Here is a 25353-nt window from a genome sequence, read left to right as displayed (position 1 = left end):
CTATCCGGCAGAGCACTGGGTGCATATCCGCACCACCAACCCAATCGAGTCGACCTTCGCCACGGTCCGCCTGCGGAGCAAGCGAAGCCGGAACTGCGGCTCCCGGGCGACCACCCTGGCGATGGTCTTCAAGCTGCTTCAGAGCGCTCAGAAGCGCTGGAAGCGGATCAAGGGGTTCAAGAAACTGGAGCTAGTCGTGAACAACGTCAAGTTCCAGGATGGAGAACCCTTGACCGATCAGTCAGATAGGACTGCCGCCTAACCGGCCATACACAGGATTTGACAATAACTCAGGGCAATCGCACATAAATGAGCTGCATGTTGGACAGTGCTCAAGCATTCAGGCACACAGGAGCTTTGATCCACGCCGAGAGTGCCCGATATGGACCTGCAGGACGCCTTCAAAGACCTCGTTGATCCGCGAATCGAACGCAACAAGCGTCATAGCCTTGAGGATATCGCCATCCTCACGATTTGCGCTTTTATAGGCGGCGCCAACACTTGGACCGACGTCGAAGAATTCGGGCACGCCAAGCGCGCCTGGATCCCGCCGGCTTTCGCCAGTGTTTCATCACGTGGATGGAGGCAGTGGCCCACGTCACACGGGGCGAGGTGGTCGCGATCGACGGCAAGACATTGCGTCGCTCCCACGACCGCGCGGAGGGCAAGAGCGCTACTCACATGATCAGTGCCTGGGCGTCGAAAAACGTCGTGGTCCTGGGCCAACTCAAGACCGAGGACAAATCCAATGAGATCACCGCGATTCCGGCGCTGTTAGACCTATTGGCCTTGGACGGCGGTATCGTGACAATCGGTGCGATGGGCTGCCAGAAAGCCATCGCCGGCACGATCATCGATCAAGACGCAGACGATGTCCTGGCGCTCAACGGCAACCAGCGCCAGCTGTATGACGACGTCACGCTATTCTTCGATACCGGCGCGGCGAGTGGCTTCGGCGATATCGCAGTGAACCACCATCAAACCGTGGACGCCGATTATGGCCAGATCGAAACACGCCGCACCTGGGCGACCACCGCGCTCGATGGCATCGTCGACCCGGGGCAATGGTCGGGGTTGAACAGCATTGGCATGGTGGAAGCCGAGCGCGAAATCGACGATCAGACCACGGTCGAGCGGCGTTATTATATCGCTAGCCTTGAGGGCAACGCGGAGCCATTAGGCGCGGCGATCCGCGCCCACTGGGGCATCGAGAATCGCTTGCATTGGAGCCTGGACGTGGCGTTTCGCGAAGATGACTGCCGGGTTCGAAAAGATCACGGACCGGACAATATGGCGATGCTGCGCCATCTCACGCTCAATCTGCTGCGTCAGGAAACCACCTGCAAGCGCGGCATTAAAACCAAGCGCCTCAAGGCCGGTTGGAACGAACAATATCTGTTCAAAGTGCTGACCATGGCGAGCTGATTTATGTGCGATTGCCCTGATTGGGAAGATCTACAGCAAGACGCCATGGCATGGCAATAGCAAATCTCTTATGATTATCGGTCACAGAGCAAGTCTCGAGCTAAGGGGCCGTTCGAGACCGGCCACCTGACCCGCTATTTCCCCTACACCGGTACGGAACTTGATGCTATCTCTATCGGCGAGTGATTCTACGTCAACGCCGATTTTCATATCTCCCTCATGATTTCACTGGGTCGAGTAAGGAGACTTCATGGTATTTTTAACATTCTTCAGCCATCTGGCTCATGAGTACGGTACCGCATGAGCGAGAACGGAAAGTCAAGTAATAGCGACACCGCTATGAGCCTCGACCCCAAAAATCAGCGAGGCCAGTGCAGTAACGAGAGCAGCCCTACGACTGGGGCCATGCGGGAGCCTGGAAGTGGCTTCCGTACCCTGCTCGCCGCCACCTTCGTCGTCTTCCTCGGCTACGGCACGGTGTTGCCGATTCTGCCGCTGTTTCTTGGTCAAGTACTATCGGTGGTCGGCGAAAGTGACGTGTCGCTGCATACCGGACTATTAAGGGTATCCAGATTAAATGGTGTATATGGCCTTTTACCAATTCATGATCACGCCTTGCTTTCTCCGGATTATCTGGTTGGCAGGATCGGAGGAATACTCGCCGATGAGCTGAACAAGCAACAGCCTCAAAGGCGCTGTCGCTTCCCGTCCTGGTGAGGGCTCACAAAGGGCTGGAGCAGCATACGATCTAGCCGCAGGTTACGCGGTTCCCTGAACCCCTCGATGCCGATCGTCATGCCGAGATGCCCGGCGGCAGGTTGGTCCCGGTAGGTGCCAAACAGACGATCCCACTAGGGCAGGTTGAAGCCGAAGTTACTGTCGGTTTCCCGACGGATGATGGAGTGGGGGACACGGTGCATGTCCGGCGTCACCACAAGCAAGCGCAGCCGGCGATCGAGCCTGGCTGACAGGTGGATGTTGGCGTGGTTGAACATTGAGGTGGCGTTCAGTAATACCTCGAAGATCAGGACCGCCAGCGCTGGGGCCCGAACAGAGTCACCACGGCGAGCTTGATGCCCATCGAGAGCAGGATCTCAAGTGGATGGAAACGCAGCCCTGTAGTAACGTCGAATTCCAGGTCCGCATGGTGCATGCGATGCAGCCGCCAGAGCCAGGGGACAGCATGGAAGAGGCGGTGTTGGAAATAGATGGCCAAGTCCAGCACGACCACGGAAGCGACCACGGTCAGCCACACCGGGACCGCGATCAGGTTAAAGAGGCCCCAGCCTCGTTCGGCGGCGACCAAGGCGGCACCGACGGCGGCCAGCGGGAAGACCAAGCGAACCGCCAATGTGTCGAGGACGACGATCAAGAGGTTGCTTGGCCAGCGCTGGCGACGGTGAATGTGTTGAGGCCGACGCTTGGCGACGATCTCCCACAGTGCCATCGTCAGCAGGACGAAGGTGAAGATGGCCCCACGAATTAGCGGCTCATGAGCCAGTAGCGTATCTGACATGACGGTGCCTTTTGTCCCCTGATCCCCCCATATCAGTTACCCCGCACAGCAGGACAACTGCTTCACGTCCTTGGTGAAGGTTTGGGCGCAGAGCTTGAGGCCTTCCACCATGGTCAGGTAGGGAAACAGCTCATCGCCGATGGCCTGCACGGTCATGTGGGCGCGCAGCGCCATCACGGCGGCCTGGATCAGTTCACCCGCCTTGGCCGTCACCGCCTGCACGCCCAGCAAGCGCCCCGACTCGCGTTCGGCCACCATCTTGATAAAGCCAAGGGTGTCGAAGTTGACCAGCGCCCGCGGCACGTTCTCCAGGTTGAGGATGCGAGTTTCCACGCTGACGCCCTGCTCGAGTGCCTCGGCTTCCGTGAGGCCGACGGTAGCCACCTGGGGGTCGGTGAAGATCACCGCCGGCATGGCGCTGAGATCCAGGGTGGCGTCGCCCTCCGTCATGTTGACGGCGGCCCGGCTGCCCCCGGCGGCGGCCACATAGACAAACTCCGGTTGATCGGTGCAGTCACCGGCGGCGTAGAGGCCCGGTACCGTGGTTTGCAGGTGCTCATCCACCAGAATCGCGCCACGCGCGGTTTCCACGCCGATACTCGCCAGGTTCAGGGCCTCGGTGTTGGGTGCGCGGCCGCTAGCCACCAGCAATTGCTCCGCCTGCAGGGTGCCGGCGTTGGTGTTCAGGGTGAACAGCTGGCCGTCATGGCTCACTTCGCTGGCCTGGGTTTGCTTGAGCACTTCGATGCCCTCACGGCGAAACGCCGCCTCCACGGCCTCACCCACCGCCGGGTCTTCCTGGGACAGCACTCGGCTGCGGGCCAGCACAGTGACCCGGCTGCCCAGCCGGGCGAAGGCCTGGGCCAATTCCAGGGCCACCACCGAGGCCCCGATCACCACCATCCGTTCGGGAATATGGTCCAGTGCCAGTGCGCTGGTGGAGGTCAGGTAAGGAGTGTCGGCCAGGCCCGGTACCGGCGGAACGGCCGGACGAGCGCCGGTACCGATGAAGGCGCGATCGAAGCGGACGGTTTGCTCGCCGCCTTCGCTGAGGGCAACGGTCAGGGTCCGCTCATCGACAAAGCGGGCCTCGCCCTGCACGACGGTAATGGCGGGATTATCATTCAGAATGCCCTGGTACTTGGCATCACGTAGTTCCTCCACCCGTGCTTGCTGCTGAGCCAGCAGTGCCGGACGATCCACCACCGGCGCCTGGGCGCTCAGGCCGGCATCGAAGGGACTTGCCGTGCGCAAGTGGGCGATGTGCGCGGCACGGATCATGATCTTCGAGGGCACGCAGCCGGTATTGACGCAGGTGCCGCCGATGATACCGCGTTCGATCAGGGTGATGCGGGCCCCACGCTCGTCGGCCTTCAGGGCCGCCGCCATGGCGGCGCCACCGCTGCCGATGACCGCGATATGCGGGGCGTCTTCATCGCGGCCCTTGGACACCGATGCGCCTGTCGGGGAAGGGCTCCCACTGTTGGCCAGTCGGGCCTGGTAGCCTAGTCGGGTCACGGCGAACGTCAGTGCCGAAGCCGGTGTACCCGGATCAACGGCTACCGACGCCGTTCCCTGAGGATAGGAAACCTCGGCCGAGTGCACGCCGGGCAGTTTCTCCAGGGCTTCCCTGACATGGGCCGCACAGCTGTCACAGGTCATGCCACTCACATTGAGTTCAATCATCACGTTTCTCCGAGGTTTCATGGGGACAACAGGTGTCCTGCTTACGCTTGCGGTGTCGAACGTAGAGAGGTAAGCCGATCACGATGGCCAGGGCCAGGACAGCAAACAGCACGTAGTCGAGATAGCCGGTCAGCGCGGCAAGGCCAGCCGTGCCGAACAGAATCAGGACTATTGGCACGACGCAACACAGTGCCATCAGCACGGTGCCAAGCACGACGCTTGAAAATTTCTTCGGATCTTTCACGCTTATTCCTTCACCGAGCTCGGATACCCCGCGTTGGTCGTCGCCTGGGTCAGCGCTTCCACGGACGTTCTGGTGTCGTCGAAGGTGACCACGGCCTCAAGATCCGGATAGCTCACGTCGACTTGCAAGACGCCTTCCACCTTGTTGAGCGCGGCCTTGACGGTGATGGGGCAAGCAGCGCAGGTCATGCCCGGCACCGAGAGCGTCACGGTCTGCAAGGCCGCCAGGGCAGGCATGCTGAGCAAGGCGAGTAGCGTGATGAGGGCGAATCGCATTCTCATGGACAAATCTCCTTTCAATAGAACAGGGGCAGGAAGTAGGGGAACACCAGGGCGATCAGTACCAGCAGCGACACCATCCAGAAGATCGCCTTATAGGCCGTTCTGACGCGTGGCACAGCACACACCTCACCCGGCCGGCACTGCTCCACTGGCCGAAAGATTCGGCGCCAGGCGAAGAACATGGCGACCAGCGCGACGCCGATGAACAGCGGGCGGTAGGGTTCCAGGGCCGTCAGGTTGCCGATCCAGGCGCCGGAAACGCCCAGCGTGATCAGCACCAGAGGCCCAAGGCAGCAAGCCGAGGCCAGAAGTGCCGCTACCCCTCCGGCGGCCAGGGGCCCTCGCCCTGTTTTTGACTTCCGCATTGACGTTTCTCCTTATCAGGACAGGGGTACTGAGATAAGGTTACTTCCGTAGCCGAGTACGGACTCAAGCACTATGCAGAATCAAGTGGAAACCCTGACCATCGGCGGTCTCGCCAAGGCCGCGGGCGTCAATGTCGAGACCATCCGCTATTATCAGCGACGCGGGATATTGCCGGAGCCGGAGCGGCCCTATGGCAGTATTCGCCGGTATGGCACAGCCGAGGTGGCGCGTCTGACCTTCGTGAAAACCGCGAAGCGACTGGGCTTCAGCCTGGGTGAGATCGCCGAGCTATTGCGCTTGGAGGATGGCACTCATTGCCAGGAGGCCAGCACCCTGGCCGAGCATAAACTGGCGGATGTGCAAGAGAAGATCGCCGGCCTGCGACGCATCGAGCGGACACTGGCCGAACTGGTACAGGCATGTCATGAGCGGGAGGGCAGCATCACCTGCCCGCTGATCGCCTCATTACACGAGGGCTCGATCAGCGGGGAGCGGTGGCTCCCCAGAAATTGAAACCGGCAAACCGCGGGACCTTCGGCAGATAGCCCGTCTCCATTCGCTGGATACGGGAGCCGGCGTGCTCGATGAGCTTGGGTATGTCGCGGTTGAGATGGCAGCCCCCCGCCACCACGCGACCATCTCCGCGGCAGACTCAAGCCCCCCTGACCAGCTCGACGCGTTGCGGATAACACATCTTCCGACTGCCTCAGCATCTGATCAAGTGACCAGGTACCCATCGTAGAAAGGCCACCATCCCGAACAGCTCCACCAGCGATTGCAGCACGATCACGACGATGGTCGCGCTCCAGGCTTCCGGCAGGGACAGTGCCAGTGGCAGCATGACGAAGGAGTTGCGGGTGCCAAAGCTGAAGGTGAGAGTGCGTCCCGTGGCAGGAGGCAGCCGGAACACCTGGCTGAGCAGCCTCCCGATGGTCGCGGCGATCACCAGGTAGAGAACAAAGACCACCAGTACCCGCCAAAGCAGGGTGCCGCTGTCGATTACTAGGTTGGCCTGGGAGCCGGCGATCAGCAAGACCACCAGTGCCAGCAGAGGGATGGGGAGCCAGCCCAACTCATCGATGATTCCCTTGAGGGCGACGTGTCGCATGGCCAACCGTTCGGTCAGCCAGGCCAAGACCAGAGGCGTGACGATTAGTCCAAAGAAGGCCGGCAGCAGGTGGCTGCTAGCAGTCAGTTCGATGGCCAACTCTCCCATGAACCACCACACATACACCGGCAGCATCACCAACTGAGCCAGCAGCAACAAGGGGGCCGCCGCTATCGCCCGCGTGCTGTCCCCTCCACCCAGATGGGCAAACTGATAAACCAATCCGTGCAGGGCACCAGCAGTACCAGGAGTACGCCGAGCCGAATGGCGGGCTCCTCCGGCAACAACAGTAACAGGGCACCGACGGCCAGCGGTATCAGCAGGAAGTTGCCTGCCAGGAGGGCGGCCATGAAACGCCGGTCACGAAAGGCACGGGTCAGATGAAGCAGGGGCACTTGGGTGAAGGTGGTGTAGAGCAGCACGCCCAGCAGTGGCCAGAGCCATGTCTCCCAACGTTGAGTCGTTTCCGGCGAGCCCCACCCGATCGCCATGCCGATCAGAATGGCGATGAAATAGATCCAGACCTGATGCTGCTCCAGTGTGGCGCGCATATGTCAGTGATGTCCTCGTCGGGGGAGAAACTGCTGCCGAGGCATGAGAGCCTGTCACCCTAGGTATCGTCGGCAAGCCTTTCGAGGTCGGCAACCACGGCCTCCAGGGGGTCGCTGTCCCGGATCAGCAGGCGTACCTCTCCCAGGTCATTGAAGGCGAAGACAGCGCTGGAGTGGGATACATCGTAGTTGCCGTTGTCGTCTTTCTCGCCATAGCCGTAGGTCACGCGATAGCGGCGCGTCAGGGCATCCAGGGCCTCCTTGTCTCCCGTTAATCCCACGAACTGGGGGCCGAAGGCGTCGGTATATTCCTTCAACGTCTCGGGATCATCGCGTGCCGGGTCGACCGAGACGAACAGCACCTGCATGTCTTCCTGGGTATCATCGTCAAGTCGCTTGATAGCCGTGCCAAGGCGCGCAAGCGTGGTCGGACAGACATCCGGGCAATGGGTGAAGCCGAAGAACAGCAGCGTCGGCTCGCCACGGAATGACTCGACATCCACGGTATTGCCCTTCTCGTCGGTCAGGGTGAACTCGAGGGGAGGCATCAGCCCCGAGATATCCTTGGTCTGCCATTCCTGCTCGCCGCAGCCTGTCAGCCAAAGCGATACGAGTACTGGAACTACCCACTTGCCCATGCCTTTCCTCCTACAGGCTCGCCGGTGATACGGTCTGGAAGGTCACGATTAGTCGTTGCGCGTCTTCGAACAAGAGGGTGACCTCGACCTCTTCACCGATAGCCAGCGGCCGCGCTCGCTGCATGAGCATCAGGTGGTACCCCTGCGGGGCAAATGCGATCTGCTCGCCCGCGGCCAGCTCAATCTGTTCGACCGGTTGCATGCTGGCGACGCCGTCCCGATCGACACTGCGATGCATCTCGACGCTGCCGAAGGCGGGGCTTTGTGCACCCACCAGGATGACGTCGGCATCACCGGTGTTACGTAGCGTGAAATAGCCTGCGGCTGGGAGGTCGCCCGGTAGCAGGCGTATGCGAGCTTCTTCTGTCGTCAGTGTCTCGGCAGCAAGCGCTGGAGGCGCGGCCACCAGGAATAAAGCGATGCCGCACACCGTGCGAATCAAGGACGATAGTTTATTGAACGGGATGGTTAGCACGGGCAAGGTCCTCATTACGCGCGTCACGGAAAAGAAAGCTGAGAATGATCAGAACTCCGATGGCACTCATCATCGTGGCCGGCACCCAGGTGATAAGGCCGCCAAGCCGCTGGTCATCCAGGGGGTCCAGCGGCCAGGCTCGGCCGCACACCTCATAGACATCGAAGATCACCTCCCGACTGAAGGCGATATAGGCCCCCAGGAGAATCTGCGGCGGGATCACCGCCAGCAGAATGGCGATGCGCTTGCCATAGCCGAGACCACCCTGCTGCGGCGTGCGGCGATCGAGGATCAGCCACCAGAACAGCAGGCCATCCAGTGCCATGCTCCAGTTCATCACCTGGTAGAGGTCGGCGCTGAGCATCGCGTCAAAATGGATCTCGGGAATCAACCAGAAATAGATCAGCCCGACGAACAGCACCGGTGCGATCAGCGGGTGCTGCAGTAGCCGGTAGAGTGGGCTCAGCAGGTCGACCGCAAGCCCCTTGCCCGGGAAATGTCTGATTCGGGCCGGCAAACCATCCGCCAGTACCGGCAGCGGAGCGGCCAAGGCGATCAGGAAGGGGGCTGCATGGTGCAGCACCAGGTGCTGGGCACGATGGGTAAAGAACATGTACTGGGCGAGATAGTCGTAATGGGTCTGGGTGACGACGTAGGTCGCCGCAACGCCCAACAGGTAGGCCACCGATCGTCTCACCCCCGTGGCGTCACCACGCAACCGGCGCTGCCGCAGCCCCCGCAGGTAGAGCAGGATGGCCATCAGGCAGGCCGCCGACCAGGTCAGCGAGAACTCCCATGGCAGCAGGTAGCCCAGAGCGTCTTCGAAGTCGATAGCCCTTCCCCCATCCCCCGACATGACTCAAGTGAACATAGAAGCCTGCTGCGCTCTGCCGCAAGCGGGTGCCGCCAACGCTATGGCGTTCCTCGGAAAGACTTTGGGCGCTCCTATGGCTGCCGGTCTTTCCCAAGGTGTGCCACCTCGGCATAGATTCCGTAGCGCCAATCCTCCTCTTGGCTCTCCGGCTCGCCCGCCGGCGCTGGAGACAGCGCCACGATGCGACCACTCGAGGCATCGAGCAGGCTTTCGAGCTGCCCATAGTCGAAGGTCATGCCTTCGCTGCCGAGTTGGTCGAGGCGTGTGAGGGTGTCGGCCAGTGTCGCCATATCGTGCTTTTCCTCTCCCAGGGGAGGAAACACCTGGACGAGGGGCCGGCCGCCATCCAAGCCGATCTTGATGGGCTGGTTGACGATCTGGACCTGGGTGCCGGCGGGTATGCGGTCGAAGATCGACTCGATGTCTTCGGGAAACATGCGAATGCAACCTCGGCTTGCCCGCATGCCGATGCCGTCCGGCTGATTGGTGCCGTGGATCAGGTAGCCATCGAACCCCAGGATAATGGCATGGTCCCCCAGCGGATTATCCGGGCCGGGAGGGACCACGCTCGGCGCCTCCTCGCCGCGCTCCCTGGCTTCTCGCTGTACCGACTCGGGTGGATACCAGGCGGGATTCTTGATGTTCATGGTGGTCTCGGTGACGCCGAGGGGCGTATCGAACCCCTCGCGACCGATACCAATGGGGTAGGTCTCGACGCGCGGCGTCTCACCATCGCCCACCTCCGGGTAGTAGTAGAGGCGCAGCTCGGCGATGTTGATGACGATACCGGTGCGCTCGGCATCGGGCAGGATGAAGCGTCCGGGAATGGTCACCTCGCTACCCTCGCCGGGAATCCAGAGACTCACGTCTGGATTGGCGCGCACGATCTCCTGGTACCCCAGGTTGTTTTGCCTGGCGATGTCGATCAGGGTCTGTTCCTGGTCGGCCACCGATACGCGGTAGGTATCGCCGATCACGTTACCCGTCTCGGGCAGCGGATAATGGCCGAGGGGTCTCTCGTCTTGTTCCTGGGCCAGCACGAGGCCGGAAAATGCCAAACCGGCCAGCATCCCTAACAGTGTGCGCATTCGCCGCTGCCACAACGAGACGTTCCCCGCTGTGCCCGAATGCGCTTTCGACAAAGCCATCATCCCCTCTCCTTTCGCCTGGTGGGTTGTCATCCAGACCGACGTTTGTTGAATGTCCAGCCAAGCAGCACCAGTAGCCCGGCCAGCAGCCAGATGGGCCAGCTGCCCGTGCGGGTGAAAGGGGTTTGGCCCTGCATGGGCACTGCCTCACCGCGCAGGCTGGTGACCTGGAACTGCGGTGCACGGGCGGTAATCCGCCCTTGGTGATCGATAATCGCCGTCACCCCGTTGCTGGTGGCACGAATAAGATAGCGGCCGTTCTCCAGGGCGCGCAGGCGGGCCATCTGCAAATGCTGCAGAGGGCCGATGGAGCGACCGAACCAGGTGTCGTTGGAGACCGTCAGCAGCAGCTCGGCACCGCGCGCCTGCTCGGCGACCCGGTCGGCGTAGATGATTTCGTAGCAGATGGCGTTGCCGATGGTGGTACCTGCTGCGTGGATCGGCCCCTGATCCTCGGGTCCGGGGGTCAGGGTCGGCATGGGCAGGTCGAACAAGGCGATGGTGCCGGCGAGCAGGCGCTCCAGCGGCAGGTACTCGCCGAAGGGCACCAGGTGCGCCTTGCGATACTCGCCCTCGGCGGCACCCAGGCCGATCACGCTGTTGTAGTAGTCGCCGCCGTCGCGCTGCAGGATGCCGGTGAGCAGGGCGGTGTCGGGGGCTAGGTTGGACTGCACCCGTTCCAGTATTGGCCGGGCCTGCACCTCGAGCATCGGCAGAGCCACCTCGGGCCAGACGATCAGGTCGATGCCGTCGGGCTGCTCCCCGGTCAACGCCGTGTAGATGTTGACTGCCTCGCGCTGGCCCTCGGGCGCCCACTTGATCGCCTGATCCAGGTTACTCTGCAGCAAGGCGACCCGCAGCGGCTCACCGGCCGGGGAGGTCCACTGGGTCGGCAGGGCCAGAGGGATGAGCCAGAGAGCAGCGATGGGCGCCGCAGCCCACCAGCGTCGGCGCAGCAGCTCCACGCCCAAGGTACCGGTCAGGGCGGTGGCCAGTGACAGCAGATAGACTCCGCCGACCGGGGCCCAGGCCGCCAGCGGCGAGTCGACCTGAGACGTGCCCAGCAGTAGCCAAGGAAACCCAGTAAACAGCCAGGTGCGCAGCCACTCGCTCACTACCCAGGCGCCGGCGAAGCTGAGGAAGGCCAGGCGTGGTCCCGTGACGCGGCGATAGAGCCCGAAGGGGACGGCGAAGAACAGCGCCAGGCTGGCCACGAACAGGCCAGTGAGGAAGAGCGCCAGAGGCGCCCCCGTATAGCCGTAGTCGTGGATCGCGACGAAGACCCAGGAGGCGCCGGAGCCGAACAGGCCCACGCCATAGCACCAGCCGCGCAGGGCGGCCTGAGCGGGTGTCAGGGCATGGATGCCGGAATAGACCAGTGCCACCGCCAGCGGGCCCAGCCACCACAGCGCGAAGGGCGCGGCGCTGAGCGTGGTCAGCCCCCCAGCAGTCAGAGCCAGCAAACAGCCGAGGGCCGGAGAGATCCGGCCGGCAAGCGTCATGTACCGGGCTGGCAGGTTCTCTGCATCCATGCCGTTACTCAGACACTCTGGAGGAGGGACGCTCACGCAAGGCCGCAATCGCAAAGGCGATGACACCCAGGAACAGGGCGATATCCGCCAGGTTGAAGGCGGGCCAGTGCCACTCACGCCAGTAGAAGTCCAGGTAGTCTATGACATACCCTCGTGCCAGGCGGTCGATGCCATTGCCCAGCGCGCCACCCAGCATCAAGCTGTATCCCAGCGCCTCCAGGCGGGGTCTGGGCCTGCACAGCAGTATCGTCAGGACGATAGTCACCATCCCCGTCAGGCCCAGGAAGAGATAGCGCTGCCAGCCGCCTGCATCGGCGAGGAAGCTGAAGGCTGCCCCCGTGTTCCACCAGTGGCCCCAGTTGAAGAACGGGGCTAGCGGGATGGTCTGGCCATAAGGCATCAGCGCCTGCACCAGCCCCTTGATGGCTTGGTCGGCCAGGCCGACCATGACGGCCAGTGCCAACCAGTACCAGCGGCGCGGCACTATCGGTATCCGCCCTGTCCTCATGATGTGGCTTTCTGGTAGCGCGGGCTCGCCGGGCCACTCGTGGCATTGCCTGGCGAGAAGCGATAGCCCAGCAGCCGCATGGCGTTCAGGGTCACCAGCACGGTGGCGCCGGTATCCGCCATCACCGCGATCCACATGCCGGTGATGCCCAGCGCCGTGGTCACCAGGAAAATGGCCTTCAGGCCCAGCGCCAGGGCGACGTTGGTCTTGACGTTGTGCAGCGTGGCCCGGGACAGGTCGATCAGCTCGGCGATGCCGCCGACGCGGTTCTTGAGCAGCGCCGCATCCGCGGTTTCCAGTGCCACATCCGTGCCGCCGCCCATGGCGATGCCAACTTCGGCCGCGGCCAGCGCGGGGGCGTCGTTGATGCCGTCGCCCACCTTGCCGACCGGCCCGCGTCCGGTGGCCTGCCATTGCTGCACGCGCTGGGCCTTGTCCTCGGGCATCAGCTCTCCATGTGCCTCGATGCCCAGGCTGTCACCGATGGCAGCGGCGGTACGCGCATTGTCGCCGCTGAGCATCACCGCCTGCACGCCCAGGCGCGACAGCGCTGTCAGCCCCTCCCGGGCATCGTCGCGAGGTTCATCGCGCACAGCGATCAGGCCTAGCGGACGCTCGCCTTCGACCAGCACGGCGAGACTCTTGCCGGCGTGTTCCAACTCGGCGATCCGAGCGGCCAGGTCGTGGTCGAGGGCGGCCTGTTCTGCCAGGTGGCGAGGCGTGATCAGGCTCAGCTCACGCCCCTCGACCCAACCGGCGACCCCTCGGCCCGCCATGGCGCGGCTCTCACTCGCCTGGGGCAATGAAAGCCCCTGTTGCTTCGCATGGGCGAGGATGGCCATGGCGATGGGGTGACTGGAATCACGCTCCATCGCGGCCGCCAGCCTCAGGATCTCCTGCGTGCTCTGGCCGGAGGCCCAGACCTCCACGTCGGTGACCTTGGGAGCACCGGCGGTGAGAGTGCCAGTCTTGTCCAGCGCCACCGTTCGGAGTTTGCCCAGTTGTTCAAGCACCGCGCCGCCCTTGATCAGCAAGCCCCGCCGGGCGCCCGCCGAGAGGCCGGCAGCGATGGCGGCGGGGGTCGAGATCACCAGGGCACAGGGACAAGCGATCAACAGCAGGGCCAGGGCGCGATAGACCGATTCCGACCAGGCCATGGTCGAGACCAGCGGCGGCACCACCGCCATCAGCAGGGCGAGCCCCACCACCGCCGGCATGTAGTAGCGAGCGAAGCGGTCGATGAAGCGTGCCACCGGTGCCTTGGCGGCCTGGGCCTCTTCCACCAGTCGGATGACCCGGGCGATGGTGTTGTCCTCGGCGCTGCGGGTTACCTCCACCTCCAGGGCGGCATCGAGGTTCACCGTGCCGGCGAAGACGTCATCGCCGGGGGCGCGCGATCGCGGCACGGACTCGCCGTTGATCGGTGACTCATCCAGATCGGATTCGCCGGTCAGGATACGCCCATCGCAGGGCACGCGGTCGCCCGGCCGCACCAGGACTCGCTGCCCGGGCGTGAGCGAGGCGGCCGAGACCTCACGGGTGTCCCCATCTTCCATCAGCCTCGCCGTGGACGGCGTCAGGTCCGCCAGGGCCGAGATACTGCGTCGTGCCCTCGACGCGGCCACTCCCTCCAGCAACTCGCCCACGGCGAACAGGAAGACCACCACTGCCGCCTCGGCGGCGGCATTGATGGCCAGGGCCCCCAGGGCGGCGATGCTCATCAGCATCTCGATGGTGAAGGGGTTGCGTTGTTTCAGCGCGCCCCAGGCGGCCTGCACGATGGACACCAGCCCCACCAGGGTGGCCGCGACGAAGGGCCAGTTGCCCAGGGCCGGCCAGGCCAGGCGCAGGGCGAAAGCCAGTACCAGTAAACATCCGGTGACGAGCACCAGGCGCCCCTTGGCGGTCTGCCACCAGGAGGCCGATGCGGTGGCGGATTCACTCGCTGCCTCTTCATCGACCAGGCGGTAGCCAAGCTCGTTGAGGGCTCGCTCGATCGCCTCATGAGGGGGCGTCGTGTTCTGTTGAGGATGTATTTTCACCGAGCCGGTGACCGAACTGGCCGACACCTCCGCGATGCCCGCCAGGCGGCCCAGCGCGGCCTCGACCTTGCGTTCGCAGCCACCACAGTCCATGCCCTCGACTCGTAAAGAGAGGGCCGGGGAAGTCTCCTGGTGCGTCGATTCGCCCATGGCGTCACTCCTTGAGATGATTTATCGTCTGAAGCATAAACCTTGTAGCGACTAGAGGTTCAAGCCATGTCCGGTGATACTACGCCAGCGCTTATTGATTGCCCCGCGCTCGGCATCGGTGAGCTGGCCCGACGCGCCGGCTGCAAGCCCGAAACGGTGCGCTACTACGAACGCATCGGGTTGCTTCGTGACGCCCCGCGCACCGAGGGCGGTCAGCGCCGCTACGGTGAGGCAGCTGTCAGGCGGCTGACGTTCATTCGCCATGCCCGTGACTTCGGCTTCTCGGTGGAGGCGGTGCGTGAGCTGCTGGAGATGGCGGACCATCCGCAGATGCCCTGCCACGAGGTCGATGCCATCGCCAAGCATCACCTGGAGGAGGTCGAGTCACGTCTTCAGCGGCTCTCCGCACTACGTGAAGAGCTCAGGAGGATGGTGGGCCAGTGTGCCGGTGGCAGGGTCGAGAGCTGCCGCATCATCGAGGTACTGAGCGATCATCAGCTGTGCATCGGCGAGTCAGCCCATGGCGGTGCCCAAGGCCTGGGGTAGCTTGTTCCATGCGTTTACCCTTCAACGCCTCAGCCCAGCGAAACATCCAGAAACAGCATGAGCACCAGCCCCACCGAGAGCCCCAGCGTTGCCTTGTTCTGGTGGCCACTACGGTGGGTCTCGGGGATGATTTCATGGCTGATGACGTAGAGCATGGCCCCGGCGGCGAACGCCAGGCCCCAGGGCAGCAGCGTCTGGGAAACGGTAACGATGCCCGCGCCCATCAGGCCGCCCAGTGGTTCGATCAGGCCCGTCAGGGCAGCGATACTCCACGACCGCCAGCGGGAGTAGCCCTCACCGAGCAGCGACACCGCAACGGCCAGGCCTTCCGGCGCATTCTGCAGGCCGATGCCGATGGCGAGTGGCAGCCCGCCCTCGCGGCCCCCAGCACCGAACGCGACGCCGACCGCGAGGCCTTCCGGCAGGTTATGAATCGTGATGGCGATGATGAACAGCCAGACCCGACGCAAAGACGCCGCCTCGGGGCCCTCACGACCCTGCTGGAAGTGCTCATGAGGAAGCCATTCGTTCATCAGCGCCACCATCCCGATACCCAGCAGGATCGACAAGCAGGCGATGGAGGCGGGAATGACGCTCCCCTCATAGCGCAGCTCGGAGGCGTCCAGGGATGGGATGATCAGGGAGAAGAACGACGCCGCGAGCATGACCCCGGCGGCGAACCCCAGCGCCAGGTCCCGGATGGCCCTATCGGGCGTTCTGCTCACGAGCACCGGAAGCGCCCCGACAGCCGTCATCGCGCCGGCGGCCAGGCTACCCAGAAAACCCAGCGAGACCGGGGAAAGCGCTTCCATGAGTTCTGCCTGTGCAGGTGAGTGTCTAACGCAGGTGAATGACGAATGCCGTGCCGGTGGTGGCTCGACGTGCCCTGTGAGCGCGTGCCCTCATATGGCTTGCGATCTGGAAAATTGCCGGAGACCTATGGGCGGTCCAGTGCCGCCAAGTCAGAAGCGACGGGATCACTGATCACCTCCTGCAGCTGTGCCCGCGCCTCGAACAGGGCCACGCGATAGTCCTCACGCCTCGGCGAGTCGCTTTCTTGCAGCAGGCGTTGCCCCTCCTTGAGAGGATCGACCGGTCGATCATCCACTCTCACTTCGTAATGCAGGTTGGGGCCGGTCGTGAGCCCGGATGCGCCTACCGCGCCCAATGGGTCGCCCGTGATGACCGAGTCGCCAACCGCAAGCCCGGGAGTGAAGCGACTGAGGTGGGTGTAGCGACTGATGGTGCCCGACGCATGCTCGAGCTCGACGACGCGTCCATATCCTCCCCGACGTCCAAGAAAGGAGATGCGCCCTGACGCTGCCGCCACCACCGGCGTGCCACGCGGCGCGGCAAGATCGATGCCGTCATGACGGCGGACCCCGCCATACACCGGATGGCGCCGGTTGCCGAACGGGGACGTCAGGCGGGCACCCAGCACCGGGAAACGCAAGGTGTCCTGCAGCTTGCCATCCTTGAACAGCATCACTGGCCCGCCCTGACCCTGTGGCCAAACCACCTCCAGCCGCTGTGCCCGACGCACAAGTCCGGCATAGGTCAAGCGTGGATCACCGACTCGTGCACCGTTCTCGCGGCGCATCTCTTGCCACAGCAGCTGCAGGCGTTCTCCGCCGCTAAGATCTCGGCGAACGTTCATGATGCCAGCCAGCAGGGCCTCGAGATCCGCGGCGAAGCGTGTCGGTAACGCCGCTGACGCGAGTGCCGCGTAGAGCGAGGACTCGATCACGATCTCGCGCCCTAGCACCCGGGTCTCGGTACGAGGCTGGACCACGCGCGCCCTAGGTCGCTCGTCCAGCGTGACAATGTATCGCACGCCGGAGGCCCGCTCGATGGCAACCGAGAGTGGCCGCCCGTCGTCCAGCCTGGTCAGGCTCACGCGATTGCCTGGCTGCAGCTGCCTCGGATCGAACTTATCGGTCAGGGTGGTGATGGCATGTTGTTGGGTCTCGGCATCGGCGCCCAGGCGGCGCAACAGGGAGGCGAGCGTGTCGCCGGATGCCACCCTGAGCGTCTTGGTGCTGCCGTCGGGCCGCCGAGCATTCGGCAGAGAGCGGTTCCTCTCCGGCTCGCCGGTCGACGCCTGGGACGCCGAGGCGAGCCAGGTATTCTCTTGCCAGCTCGCATCCGCCAGCAGGGGGCTCAATCCCAATAGCCCCACCAGCCACCAGCGTCGCGTCATGAGCCCCCTCCTGCTTCGGAAAGCTCCTCCACCTCTCGCTGAACAGCATCGACCAGCTCCTGCATGCCGAAGGGGTCCAGCTGTTCCTCATTGATGAAGAAGGTCGGGGTCTGGCGGATCTGGTTGGCCTTGACGTCTTCCTTGTCCTGCTCGAATACCGCCTGGACCTCAGGGGAATCGAGTTGCTCCTGCGCCTGGGCGCTGTCCAGCCCGGCCTGGCTGGCGATCTCCAGGATGGCGGCCTCATCGAAGCTGCCGTGGGCCGCCCACTGGTTCTGGCGAGCCAGCAGTGCCTCCAGCACCGGCTCGAAGCCCCCCTGCAGCCTGGCGGCTTCCAGCACGCGAATGGCCGTTTCTGACACCTCGCCATGGAAGGGGGTATAGCGCACCACCAGGCGGACCTGGTCGGGGTAGGTGTTCAGGATTTTCTTGGTGAGCGGATAGAAGGCGCGACAGGCCTCACAGGCCGGATCGAAGAACTCGACGATGGTGACCGGCGCGTCATCGGGCCCCAGGATCGGCGAATGAGAGCGGACGAGGCTGTTATCGGCCTCACGACTCGCCGACTCCGATGCGGCTCCAACCAACGAGGGATTCGAAACGGCAACGATAATGGCCACCAGGACCAGCGCGCCCACCAAGATAACAGCCGCACGTCGTATCATCTTATTTCCTCACGAGATGATCGGGTTAACCCACGAAACTCGGCGCGCAGCGAGTGGCCAGGGCCACGCGCCGATACGGCGCCGACGATGAAAGCGTCAAGCTTACAAGCTCTAGCTGGTACAGGTTCAATACCTGCTTCCCGCGCATCTCCGCAAGGCGTCCGGCGGGTGAGCCATAGCCTGTGGTGGCCAATGCGGCTGCGATGTAACGCCTGCAGCGGATACCGATATGCCAATTTTCTCCGAAGCGTCAGGGGAATGGTTCAGCGTTTATGCCGTGCCGAAAATGGATTTGACCGTCAGAAGAGCGGACGATCCGCTTGGCGCTGAACAGTTTTGATGAGCTTCGAACGCTGTCCTTTGACTTATCGAACCGCCGGTTGGAAGTCGTGCATGATGGCGCGGTTGAGCCCATTATCGTGAAACTGGCGGCCTTAGGGCTGGAGGCCTCGCTTCAGGAGACTCAAGCCGCCGACCCGGAGAGGATCGAAGTCCTTGAGAGCTCGGCTGACTCTGCTTCTCAGGAGCCTGGCTCCCTGCGGCTGTTGCTCGGCATCAATGCTCCCATGTTCGTGGTGGAGTTGACTGCTGGTCTGATCGCCCAGTCTACCGGCCTGATCGCGGATTCCCTGGACATGTTTGCCGATGCAACCGTCTATGGCCTTGCTCTCTATGCCGTAGGGTACAGTGCGAAAATGCAGGTGCGTGCCGCGCATCTGGCTGGCGTGCTCCAACTGATTCTGGCTCTCGGCGTCCTCGTAGAAGTGGGGAGGCGCTTTGTATTTGGTAGTGAGCCCGAATCGCTGATGATGATGGCCATTGTGTTCGTCGCGTTGATTGCTAATACTGGCTGTCTGCTATTGATCTCCAAGCACCGCGGGGGCGGCGCGCATATGCAGGCAAGCTGGATATTCTCGGCCAACGATGTGGTCATCAACATGGGCGTCATCGCCGCCGGTGCCTTGGTCGCCTGGACGGGGTCTAGCTATCCGGATCTGCTTATCGGTACCATCGTGGGCCTAATCGTCTTCAACGGCGCTCGGCGTATTCTGGCAATCAAGGCGTGAGGCCTCACGGTAGCAGCTATTGCTGCCGTGAACACTGGTCGAGGTGGCTTCATGATCGCGCCAGACCTGTACGACAGCGATGGTGCGAGATCTCGGAGCCAGCAAGGGAGCGTGTCTAGGCATCAACCAAGGAAGGATATTAATGGATAGTATCTGGCTGGTACTCGGCCTGGCGCTGCTTCCCGCACTAGGCAACTTCAGTGGTGGGCTCGCTGCGGAAGTTTCCTTGACTACCGGGCGCCGTCTCAATTATGCCCTTCATGGTGCCGCCGGCCTCGTCATTGCGGTGGTGGCAGTTGAAATCATGCCGCGCGTGCTCGAGGGACTCTCAGCTTGGCTAATCGCCCTCGCTTTCGCGTTGGGCGGCATCGCTTACGTAGGTCTCGAGAAACTTGTCGAGATTATCCAGAAGCGGCAAGACCGGCAGGGAGAGAACGGTCAGTCGAGCGTCTGGATGATCTATATCGCCGTGTCCATCGACCTGTTCAGCGATGGTCTCCTGGTCGGGGCGGGGTCTGCGGTCGCGCCGTCGGTTGCGATCATCCTGGCGGCGGGCCAGGTTCTAGCGGATTTCCCTGAGGGCTTTGCGGCGATCGCCAACATGAAAGACAAAGGGGTTCGCCGCAGCAAGCGCTTGCTGCTCTCTGCCTCCTTTGCAATTCCCGTGCTCTCGGCAGCCATCTTTGCTTACTTCGTGCTCAGAAACCAACCGGAGGCGTTCAAGCTAGCGGCCTTGACGTTCACGTCAGGTCTTCTTACGGTCGCTGCTATCGAAGACATGGTATCCGAGGCGCATGAGAGCGGTGAAGACACCCACGTCTCGCCTCTGGCTTTCATAGGCGGCTTCGTCCTGTTCGTTCTGGTCTCGGCGGGCTTGGAAGGAGTGGTATCGCAAAGCTAACGGCCACGCTGGTCCCCTTCAGCACAGCCACTGACGTGCTGGCTCGAAGCAATGCACCGCCCTTCTCAGGGCGTACCTAATCACGTCTGTCAATGGCCATCAGAACTGACCCACCTATGACCGTCAGCTGAGCGTCTTCTGCTTCAGCCGGTAGCTCTCGCCTCCCAACGTATAACGTATAGAGGTGCGAGTGACGGATGATCCGGTCGATGATCGGTACCGCCACGTTGTCATCGTGGAAGAAATCGCCACAGACCAAAGAATCTTCGTTCTTGGGCAGGGCCACCATGACCTACAGCATGGACCTTCCCGAGCCCGACAAGAACTTCGGTGTCGATCTATCAACCTTCTGGAGGGATGAAGGGTTCGGAGGGGCATAAGCACCCCTTCAACCATATAATCCGGATACCCTGAATTCGATGTCGAACTTTTCGGTTGCCATCTTTATCACTGCCATTTGTTGCCGCTGAAGTGTCATATTCACGAGGGCCTGTACGGCCTTCATCGTCGATTCCGAGCAGCACCCCCAAATATGAAGAGACGGCACGCTCGCCTCTGCGCGGCAGTGGGGCGAATGCCCGCTGGCAGGAGTTCGGGATGGTGTTGAATGGCTTCGACACCAATTTCGATGAGGAGAGCGAGCTCTATGCGGTCAACACGGTGGCGCATGCCTATGTGAACCGGCCCATCCGCCTCGAACGGGCGCGAACCGCGCGGATCTACCTGATCAACGTCACCAAGTTCGATCCAGTGAATTTGCCGCACCTGCATGCCAACTTCTACGACTACTACGATCATGGCACAACTCTGCTCCCACTCTCAGAACTGTGGATATGGTCATACAGTGCCAGGCGCAGCGGGGTATCCTGGAGTTCTCCTTCGCCAACCATGAGCCCGGGCTTTACATGTTTCACGCCCACCAAAGCGAATTCGTGGAACTCGGCTGGATGAGCCTGCTCGAGGTGGTCTGATGCACCGGGAGTGAAGCGGCCTCGCTGGTTTCCGGCATTTCAGTGCTGGGTGGCACCGTCGGTGTGGGGATTATGTACGCCACGGCCCTGCTCGTGCAGGTGTGACCTCGGCATCACTTGCCCGCTGATCGCATCCTTACACGAAGGCTTGGTCAACGGGGAGCGGCGGTTCCCCAGAAATTGGAACCGGCAAATCGCGGGACCTTCGGCAGATAGCCCGTTTCCATCCGCTGGATACGGAAGCCGGCGTGCTCGATGAGCTCGGGGATGGCGCGGTTGAGATGGCAGCCCCCCGCCACTCTGCGCCACAGAGGGTTGACGCGGTCCTGCCACTGGCGCACGCCCTCGTCGGGGGCCGTGCCGTGTTCGCAGAACAGCAGTTGGCCACTCGGCTTGAGCACGCGCCGCATCTGCTCGAGCGCTCGGTGCCAGTCGGGGATCGTGCACAGGGTGTAGGTCAGCACCACGGTATCGGCACTGTCGTCCTCGAGAGGGATCTCCTCCCCCGGCAAGTTCAGCCAGCGAACCTCGAACGGCGCCCCGGCGGCGTGATGGCGGGCCTTGCGGCGCATGCCCGCGGAGGGCTCGAGTCCCCACACCAGCTCGACACGCTGCGGATCGTAGTGAGGCAGGTTGAGGCCGGAGCCCATGCCAACCTCCAGGACCCGGCCTCGCGCTTGCGGCACCACGGCCGCCCGTTGACGCTCGACCACCTCGCTACCGCACGCCAGGTGGAGAAGATGCGGCAGGACGTGCTGCTCGTAAAAGGTCATCGGCTATCGCCATCCCTTGTGGTTGCTGTGGTCGACATACCGTCGGTTCGTTATGCCACTACCTTGTAGTAGCGCATCATGCCGGCATCCTCATGTTCCATGTTGTGGCAATGATACATGTACAGCCCCTCGAAGCTTTTGAAGGTCAAGGCGATGCGCACCCGTTCCTCCGGGAACACCAGCACCGTATCGTGCAACCCCGCGTCGATGATGCCATCGTGCAGATCTGTCCTGTCACCCGCCGATATCCGCTCCTGAACCTGGAACTGCAGGCCATGGACGTGCATGGGATGCGGCATCATGGTGTTGTTAACGAACTCCCAGATTTCCGTCTCCCCCAGCCGGACGATCTCGTCGTCCGCCACCGTCGCGCCCTCCATCCGCCGACCATTAATCGTGAACCCTTGCATCATGCGCATGCCCAGCTCGAAGCGACGAACCGGCGTATCGGCCTGCACCGGGGAAGTCGGCAAATCCTCGGCCAGCCGCTCCGGCAAGGCTCTCGAATCGTTCACCCGTGCGACGATATCGAAGGTGACCAGCGTGAGCCGCTCGCTCCCCATCATGTCACCCATCATCCCTCGGCCCATCATGCCACCGCCCCCCATCATCTCCCTTCCGCCCATCATCTCGAGTTGGTATGCCTCGCTCACGAGTTGCACGGAGTCACCAGGTTCGGTATCGCCGAAATCGACCCACAGGTCGACCCGCTGGGCCGGCGCCAGGGTGACCGAGCGGCGCCGCTCGGGCTCGGCGAGCAAGCCACCGTCGGTGCCAATGACGGTCACCGCCCGGCCACCGCTCCAGGCCAGCTTGTAGATGCGCGAGTTGGAACCGTTGAGCAGACGCAATCGATAAGACTGTGTGGACACCTCGCGTCGCGCGTCCGGATGGCCGTTCACCAGCACCTGCTCGCCACGAAAACCCCGCATGCGGGTCATCATCGCCCCCATGTCACTGCCGATGTACTGAAGCGCGTTGTCATCGGTAAAGGTACGATCCTGCAGGATGAGCACCAGCTCCCGCTCCCCGTCGGGCAGTCCGAGAGCACGCTCGGTGTCGTCGCTAATGATCAGCGGACCGGCAAGGCCGGCGTAGCTCTGAGGGCCGACTCGGCCGCCATCGGGGCCATGGGGATGGGGGTGATACCAGTACAGGCCGGCGCGATCAACGACATCGAAGGCGACCGTCGTGCTCGTCCCCGGTTCGATCGGCAGGCGCGGCTGGCCGTCCACGTTCGGCGGCACGTGCAGGCCATGCCAGTGCACGGTGGTGTCTTCGAGGAGCCCGTTGTCGATGCGTACACGCACACGCTGGCCACGGTGCAGACGGATAAGCGGGCCCGCATAGCTCTCGCCCACCGGCGTCAGGGTCTCGTTGGGCCCGGCGACTCGCTCGGCCGTGTAGCGCCAGACGTCGCTCGGCACGCCGGGCAGGATCGGCACCTTGGCGGGGTGGGCTCGCAAACGCAAATCAACGTCGAAGGGGCCCTCCATGGTCGTCGACGCGGACGCCGCCAGCGAACGGGAACGTCCCCCTCCAAACCACACCCCGGCGGCCGCCAGAGTCGATAGCGCCGCCACCCCACCGATTCGGCGTAATACGCTACGTCGTTGCAGGTCGACATTGTCCATGATTTTTCCCTCCTCTTCACGATGGTCGGTGGGCCACAAACGGGGGCTTTTTCCATGACGAACCCTTTGTTGCGCAAGAACGCTCACTATCCTACCAAGGCGTGAACAATTGGCGCGTCCGTTTCATCAAGAATTCGAGGTCCCGGGCTCGGCGTATGAATCGCAGAAAATGGATGTCCTGCGATATTGACGATAGTCGTTCTCCCTACGCCATAGCGCAGGAAACAGACCAATTTTCTCGTAGTAGCGGATCAGCTTGGCTGGGACACCGGTCCAACCTGCTCACATCACCGATGTTCATGGATAACGTTCTCATCGACTTCTGTTCAATACATGACATGAAAACGATAAACCTTATAGCAATGGGAAGGTCAAGAGCGGGCAATGCAGGCGTCTGTGTTGGCTATCCCAGTGTCGCCAGGGAGGGGAACAGGTCGACCATGATGCTGGAAAGCCGTGTCATGGTGCCCGAGACGATGGCAATACCCATGAGGATGACGATCGTCCCGGCGACCGGTCGAGCATAGGCGCTCCACCGTCCCAGGCGTTGCCGATGCAGGGCAAATCGATTGATCAGCAGGGTGCTGGCAAGAAACGGTAGCGCCAAGCCCAGGGAATATGTACTCAAGTAGATCATGCCGGCCTGGGCACTGGCAGTACTGGAGGTGGCCATCAGGATGGCACCCAGGATAGGGCCAATACAGGGTGTCCAGCCGATAGCGAAGGAGACCCCGAACACCGTTGCCGACAGTGGGGAGCCGCCCTGAACGCTTGGAGTGAACTGAAGGGTACGCTGGAACAGCGAAAACCGGAACACACCGGTCATGAACAGGCCCAGCACGATCACCACCGACCCGGCGACCCAGTTGAATTCCTGACGATACCCCCGCATCAGTTGACCGATACCACTGGCGCCAAGCCCCAGCAAGATAAACACAATGCTGAAGCCGAAGACGAAGAAGACGCTGAGGATCATGGCCTCCAGACGTCTATCGGCCTTGCCGGCGCTCCCGCCCGTGACCACCGACAGGTAGGCCGGTAACAGCGGCAGCGTGCAGGGCGAGAAGAAGGAGACCAACCCGCCGGCGAAAGCACCGAATAAACCGATAGAAGAGAGAGATTCCAAGGCATTACGCTTCCTGGGGCGGTATCAACATGCGAGACGTGAACCGGTCTGTGACCGACTGCCTGCTACGGTATTCAGTTCGGCAAATGATTCTAGATTCTAAAGGGTGTGTCCGCCTCCAGGTCAACCATGAATAAATGACTATCCATATAATCTAACGGGATACCACTTCTCCCTTCGAAAGCCCTTGACCTTAAAGTTGACTTTAAAGTTATCGTGCATAGTGCATCATCCCATATACCCCGATACAAGGAGAGAATGATGGCACTACAGCTTGGAGAGATAGCCCCCGACTTCACGGTCGAATCCACGGAAGGCACGCTCAGCTTCCATCAATGGCTTGGCGATAGCTGGGCCGTACTATTCTCGCATCCTGCCGACTATACGCCTGTCTGCACCACGGAACTGGGTGCGTTCGCCAAGCGCAAGGGCGAGTTCGAGCAGCGTGGCGTTAAACTGGTTGGGGTGTCGGTCGATCCGCTCGACTCCCATAGCGGTTGGGCCGGGGATATCGAGAAGACCCAGGGCGCGGCGCTGAACTACCCGCTGCTGGCGGATGAGGATCGGGTGGTTGCGGACCTCTACGGGATGATCCATCCGAAAGCCGATCCCAAGGTCACGGTGCGTACCGTTTTCATCATCGATGCCGACAAGAAGGTGCGTCTCACTCTGACCTATCCGCCCAGCACGGGTCGAAACGTCGATGAGATCCTGCGCGTCATCGACTCGCTTCAGCTGACCGACAAGCACAAGGTGGCGACCCCCGTGGACTGGCAGAACGGCGAGGATGTCATCATCGTCCCGTCGCTGTCGAATGACGAAGCCAAGGAGCGCTTTCCCGAGGGCTGGGACGAGAAAACACCTTACCTGCGTGTCGTCCGCCAACCACGCTAATGGCACCACTGTCCGCGAATCTGGCAGCCCGG

Annotated in this window: 27 protein-coding genes and 4 pseudogenes; 9 read left to right on the top strand and 22 right to left on the bottom strand. The window is 62.4% G+C overall.

All coding sequences use genetic code 11. From position 1 onward, the window contains the following. The 3 genes and pseudogenes from BUA41_RS15525 to BUA41_RS19050 form a co-directional block, all read left to right on the top strand. Nucleotides 1-262: pseudogene (locus BUA41_RS15525) on the top strand (IS256 family transposase); the annotation flags it as partial. 120 nt (nt 263-382) lie between these two features. After that, nucleotides 383-1425 (top strand): annotated as a pseudogene (locus tag BUA41_RS15520) (ISAs1 family transposase). Nucleotides 1426-1725: 300 nt separating this feature from the next. Next, nucleotides 1726-2142, top strand: a complete 417-nt coding sequence (locus tag BUA41_RS19050) for a hypothetical protein (RefSeq protein ID WP_139249149.1) — start codon at nt 1726-1728, stop codon at nt 2140-2142. 134 nt (nt 2143-2276) lie between these two features. On the opposite strand, the gene BUA41_RS19525 is transcribed toward BUA41_RS19050, so the two are convergent. Genes BUA41_RS19525 through merT form a run of 6 tightly spaced genes read right to left on the bottom strand, consistent with a single transcriptional unit; the run spans nt 2277 to nt 5517 of the window. Continuing rightward, the gene (locus tag BUA41_RS19525) at nt 2277-2420 is read right to left on the bottom strand and encodes a sterol desaturase family protein (protein ID WP_245791938.1); all 144 of its coding nucleotides are present in this window, start codon (nt 2418-2420) and stop codon (nt 2277-2279) included. Between the two features lie 29 nt (nt 2421-2449). Beyond that, a complete protein-coding gene (locus BUA41_RS19520; protein WP_227370339.1) occupies nt 2450-2941 on the bottom strand; it encodes a sterol desaturase family protein in 492 nt (163 codons plus the stop codon). A gap of 36 nt (nt 2942-2977) precedes the next feature. Then, on the bottom strand, nt 2978-4627 hold the full coding sequence (merA, locus tag BUA41_RS15510; RefSeq protein ID WP_084671690.1) for a mercury(II) reductase: 1650 nt from the start codon (nt 4625-4627) through the stop codon (nt 2978-2980). Then, nucleotides 4620-4871, bottom strand: coding sequence for a mercury resistance system transport protein MerF (gene merF, locus BUA41_RS15505; RefSeq protein ID WP_072824491.1), 252 nt, complete (start codon nt 4869-4871; stop codon nt 4620-4622). The genes merA and merF overlap by 8 nt, the downstream gene beginning before the upstream one ends. Nucleotides 4872-4873: 2 nt before the next feature. Continuing rightward, the gene (gene merP, locus BUA41_RS15500; RefSeq protein ID WP_072824489.1) at nt 4874-5152 is read right to left on the bottom strand and encodes a mercury resistance system periplasmic binding protein MerP; all 279 of its coding nucleotides are present in this window, start codon (nt 5150-5152) and stop codon (nt 4874-4876) included. A 14-nt stretch (nt 5153-5166) separates the two neighbouring features. Beyond that, nucleotides 5167-5517, bottom strand: coding sequence for a mercuric ion transporter MerT (gene merT / locus BUA41_RS15495; protein ID WP_072824487.1), 351 nt, complete (start codon nt 5515-5517; stop codon nt 5167-5169). A gap of 73 nt (nt 5518-5590) precedes the next feature. On the opposite strand from merT, the gene merR reads away from it, so the two are divergent. Continuing rightward, a complete protein-coding gene (gene merR, locus BUA41_RS15490) occupies nt 5591-6031 on the top strand; it encodes a mercury resistance transcriptional regulator MerR (RefSeq protein WP_072824485.1) in 441 nt (146 codons plus the stop codon). A 193-nt stretch (nt 6032-6224) separates the two neighbouring features. Here merR and BUA41_RS19675 read toward each other — a convergent pair whose 3' ends face one another. From BUA41_RS19675 to BUA41_RS15450, 9 genes are all read right to left on the bottom strand, one after another. Further along, nucleotides 6225-6785 (bottom strand): hypothetical protein, encoded by a 561-nt coding sequence (locus BUA41_RS19675; protein WP_340641251.1) that lies wholly within the window; start codon nt 6783-6785, stop codon nt 6225-6227. A gap of 11 nt (nt 6786-6796) precedes the next feature. Further along, nucleotides 6797-7177 carry a hypothetical protein gene (locus tag BUA41_RS19670; RefSeq protein WP_319799293.1) on the bottom strand — a complete coding sequence of 127 codons (381 nt, stop codon included), beginning with the start codon at nt 7175-7177 and terminating at the stop codon, nt 6797-6799. Nucleotides 7178-7236: 59 nt separating this feature from the next. Next, nucleotides 7237-7815, bottom strand: a complete 579-nt coding sequence (locus BUA41_RS15480) for an SCO family protein (protein ID WP_072824483.1) — start codon at nt 7813-7815, stop codon at nt 7237-7239. Between the two features lie 10 nt (nt 7816-7825). After that, on the bottom strand, nt 7826-8290 hold the full coding sequence (locus BUA41_RS15475; protein ID WP_227370340.1) for a copper chaperone PCu(A)C: 465 nt from the start codon (nt 8288-8290) through the stop codon (nt 7826-7828). Continuing rightward, nucleotides 8268-9146, bottom strand: a complete 879-nt coding sequence (locus BUA41_RS15470) for a cytochrome c oxidase assembly protein (RefSeq protein ID WP_072824479.1) — start codon at nt 9144-9146, stop codon at nt 8268-8270. Before BUA41_RS15470 ends, BUA41_RS15475 begins: the two co-directional genes overlap by 23 nt. 89 nt (nt 9147-9235) lie before the next feature. Further along, nucleotides 9236-10252, bottom strand: coding sequence for a L,D-transpeptidase family protein (locus BUA41_RS15465; protein WP_084671687.1), 1017 nt, complete (start codon nt 10250-10252; stop codon nt 9236-9238). Between the two features lie 89 nt (nt 10253-10341). Then, the gene (gene lnt, locus BUA41_RS15460; RefSeq protein WP_072824477.1) at nt 10342-11844 is read right to left on the bottom strand and encodes an apolipoprotein N-acyltransferase; all 1503 of its coding nucleotides are present in this window, start codon (nt 11842-11844) and stop codon (nt 10342-10344) included. Nucleotides 11845-11848: 4 nt separating this feature from the next. Continuing rightward, nucleotides 11849-12328: a signal peptidase II gene (gene lspA / locus BUA41_RS15455; protein ID WP_444939608.1), complete on the bottom strand. Its 480-nt coding sequence runs from the start codon at nt 12326-12328 to the stop codon at nt 11849-11851. Between the two features lie 20 nt (nt 12329-12348). Continuing rightward, the gene (locus BUA41_RS15450; RefSeq protein WP_072824473.1) at nt 12349-14544 is read right to left on the bottom strand and encodes a heavy metal translocating P-type ATPase; all 2196 of its coding nucleotides are present in this window, start codon (nt 14542-14544) and stop codon (nt 12349-12351) included. 66 nt (nt 14545-14610) lie between these two features. Here BUA41_RS15450 and BUA41_RS15445 point away from each other — a divergent pair, with 66 nt between their 5' ends. Then, nucleotides 14611-15090, top strand: a complete 480-nt coding sequence (locus tag BUA41_RS15445; protein ID WP_072824471.1) for a MerR family transcriptional regulator — start codon at nt 14611-14613, stop codon at nt 15088-15090. A gap of 29 nt (nt 15091-15119) precedes the next feature. Here the strand turns inward: BUA41_RS15445 and BUA41_RS15440 are convergent, their stop codons facing one another. The 3 genes from BUA41_RS15440 to BUA41_RS15430 all read right to left on the bottom strand — a co-directional run bounded on the left by BUA41_RS15440 (nt 15120) and on the right by BUA41_RS15430 (nt 17955). Next, nucleotides 15120-15902 (bottom strand): ZIP family metal transporter, encoded by a 783-nt coding sequence (locus tag BUA41_RS15440; RefSeq protein ID WP_072824469.1) that lies wholly within the window; start codon nt 15900-15902, stop codon nt 15120-15122. Nucleotides 15903-16027: 125 nt separating this feature from the next. Next, nucleotides 16028-17290, bottom strand: a complete 1263-nt coding sequence (locus tag BUA41_RS15435) for a M23 family metallopeptidase (RefSeq protein ID WP_084671684.1) — start codon at nt 17288-17290, stop codon at nt 16028-16030. Then, nucleotides 17287-17955 carry a DsbA family protein gene (locus tag BUA41_RS15430; RefSeq protein ID WP_072824467.1) on the bottom strand — a complete coding sequence of 223 codons (669 nt, stop codon included), beginning with the start codon at nt 17953-17955 and terminating at the stop codon, nt 17287-17289. The genes BUA41_RS15435 and BUA41_RS15430 overlap by 4 nt, the downstream gene beginning before the upstream one ends. A gap of 229 nt (nt 17956-18184) precedes the next feature. On the opposite strand from BUA41_RS15430, the pseudogene BUA41_RS15425 reads away from it, so the two are divergent. From BUA41_RS15425 to BUA41_RS15410, 3 genes and pseudogenes are all read left to right on the top strand, one after another. Continuing rightward, nucleotides 18185-19022 (top strand): annotated as a pseudogene (locus BUA41_RS15425) (cation efflux transmembrane domain-containing protein). 142 nt (nt 19023-19164) lie between these two features. After that, nucleotides 19165-19923 carry a ZIP family metal transporter gene (locus BUA41_RS15420; RefSeq protein ID WP_072824463.1) on the top strand — a complete coding sequence of 253 codons (759 nt, stop codon included), beginning with the start codon at nt 19165-19167 and terminating at the stop codon, nt 19921-19923. Nucleotides 19924-20520: 597 nt separating this feature from the next. Further along, on the top strand, nt 20521-20874 hold the full coding sequence (locus BUA41_RS15410) for a hypothetical protein (RefSeq protein WP_072824461.1): 354 nt from the start codon (nt 20521-20523) through the stop codon (nt 20872-20874). A gap of 172 nt (nt 20875-21046) precedes the next feature. Here the strand turns inward: BUA41_RS15410 and BUA41_RS15405 are convergent, their stop codons facing one another. The 4 genes and pseudogenes from BUA41_RS15405 to BUA41_RS15390 form a co-directional block, all read right to left on the bottom strand. Further along, nucleotides 21047-21667: a class I SAM-dependent methyltransferase gene (locus tag BUA41_RS15405; RefSeq protein ID WP_072824459.1), complete on the bottom strand. Its 621-nt coding sequence runs from the start codon at nt 21665-21667 to the stop codon at nt 21047-21049. 50 nt (nt 21668-21717) lie between these two features. Continuing rightward, nucleotides 21718-23301, bottom strand: coding sequence for a multicopper oxidase family protein (locus BUA41_RS15400; RefSeq protein WP_072824457.1), 1584 nt, complete (start codon nt 23299-23301; stop codon nt 21718-21720). Nucleotides 23302-23427: 126 nt separating this feature from the next. After that, nucleotides 23428-23562 (bottom strand): annotated as a pseudogene (locus tag BUA41_RS19755) (MerR family DNA-binding transcriptional regulator); the annotation flags it as partial. Between the two features lie 142 nt (nt 23563-23704). Beyond that, nucleotides 23705-24427 carry a cytochrome c biogenesis CcdA family protein gene (locus BUA41_RS15390; protein WP_072824455.1) on the bottom strand — a complete coding sequence of 241 codons (723 nt, stop codon included), beginning with the start codon at nt 24425-24427 and terminating at the stop codon, nt 23705-23707. A 261-nt stretch (nt 24428-24688) separates the two neighbouring features. On the opposite strand from BUA41_RS15390, the gene BUA41_RS15385 reads away from it, so the two are divergent. Then, nucleotides 24689-25321 (top strand): peroxiredoxin, encoded by a 633-nt coding sequence (locus tag BUA41_RS15385; protein ID WP_072824453.1) that lies wholly within the window; start codon nt 24689-24691, stop codon nt 25319-25321. The last annotated feature ends 32 nt before the right edge of the window (nt 25322-25353 follow it).

Origin of the sequence: Modicisalibacter ilicicola DSM 19980 (assembly GCF_900128925.1) — a bacterium.
In the GTDB taxonomy this organism is placed as follows: Bacteria; Pseudomonadota; Gammaproteobacteria; order Pseudomonadales; family Halomonadaceae; genus Modicisalibacter; species Modicisalibacter ilicicola.
Note: the sequence above shows the minus strand (reverse complement) of the source record. Positions and strands in the feature narration are given on the sequence as shown.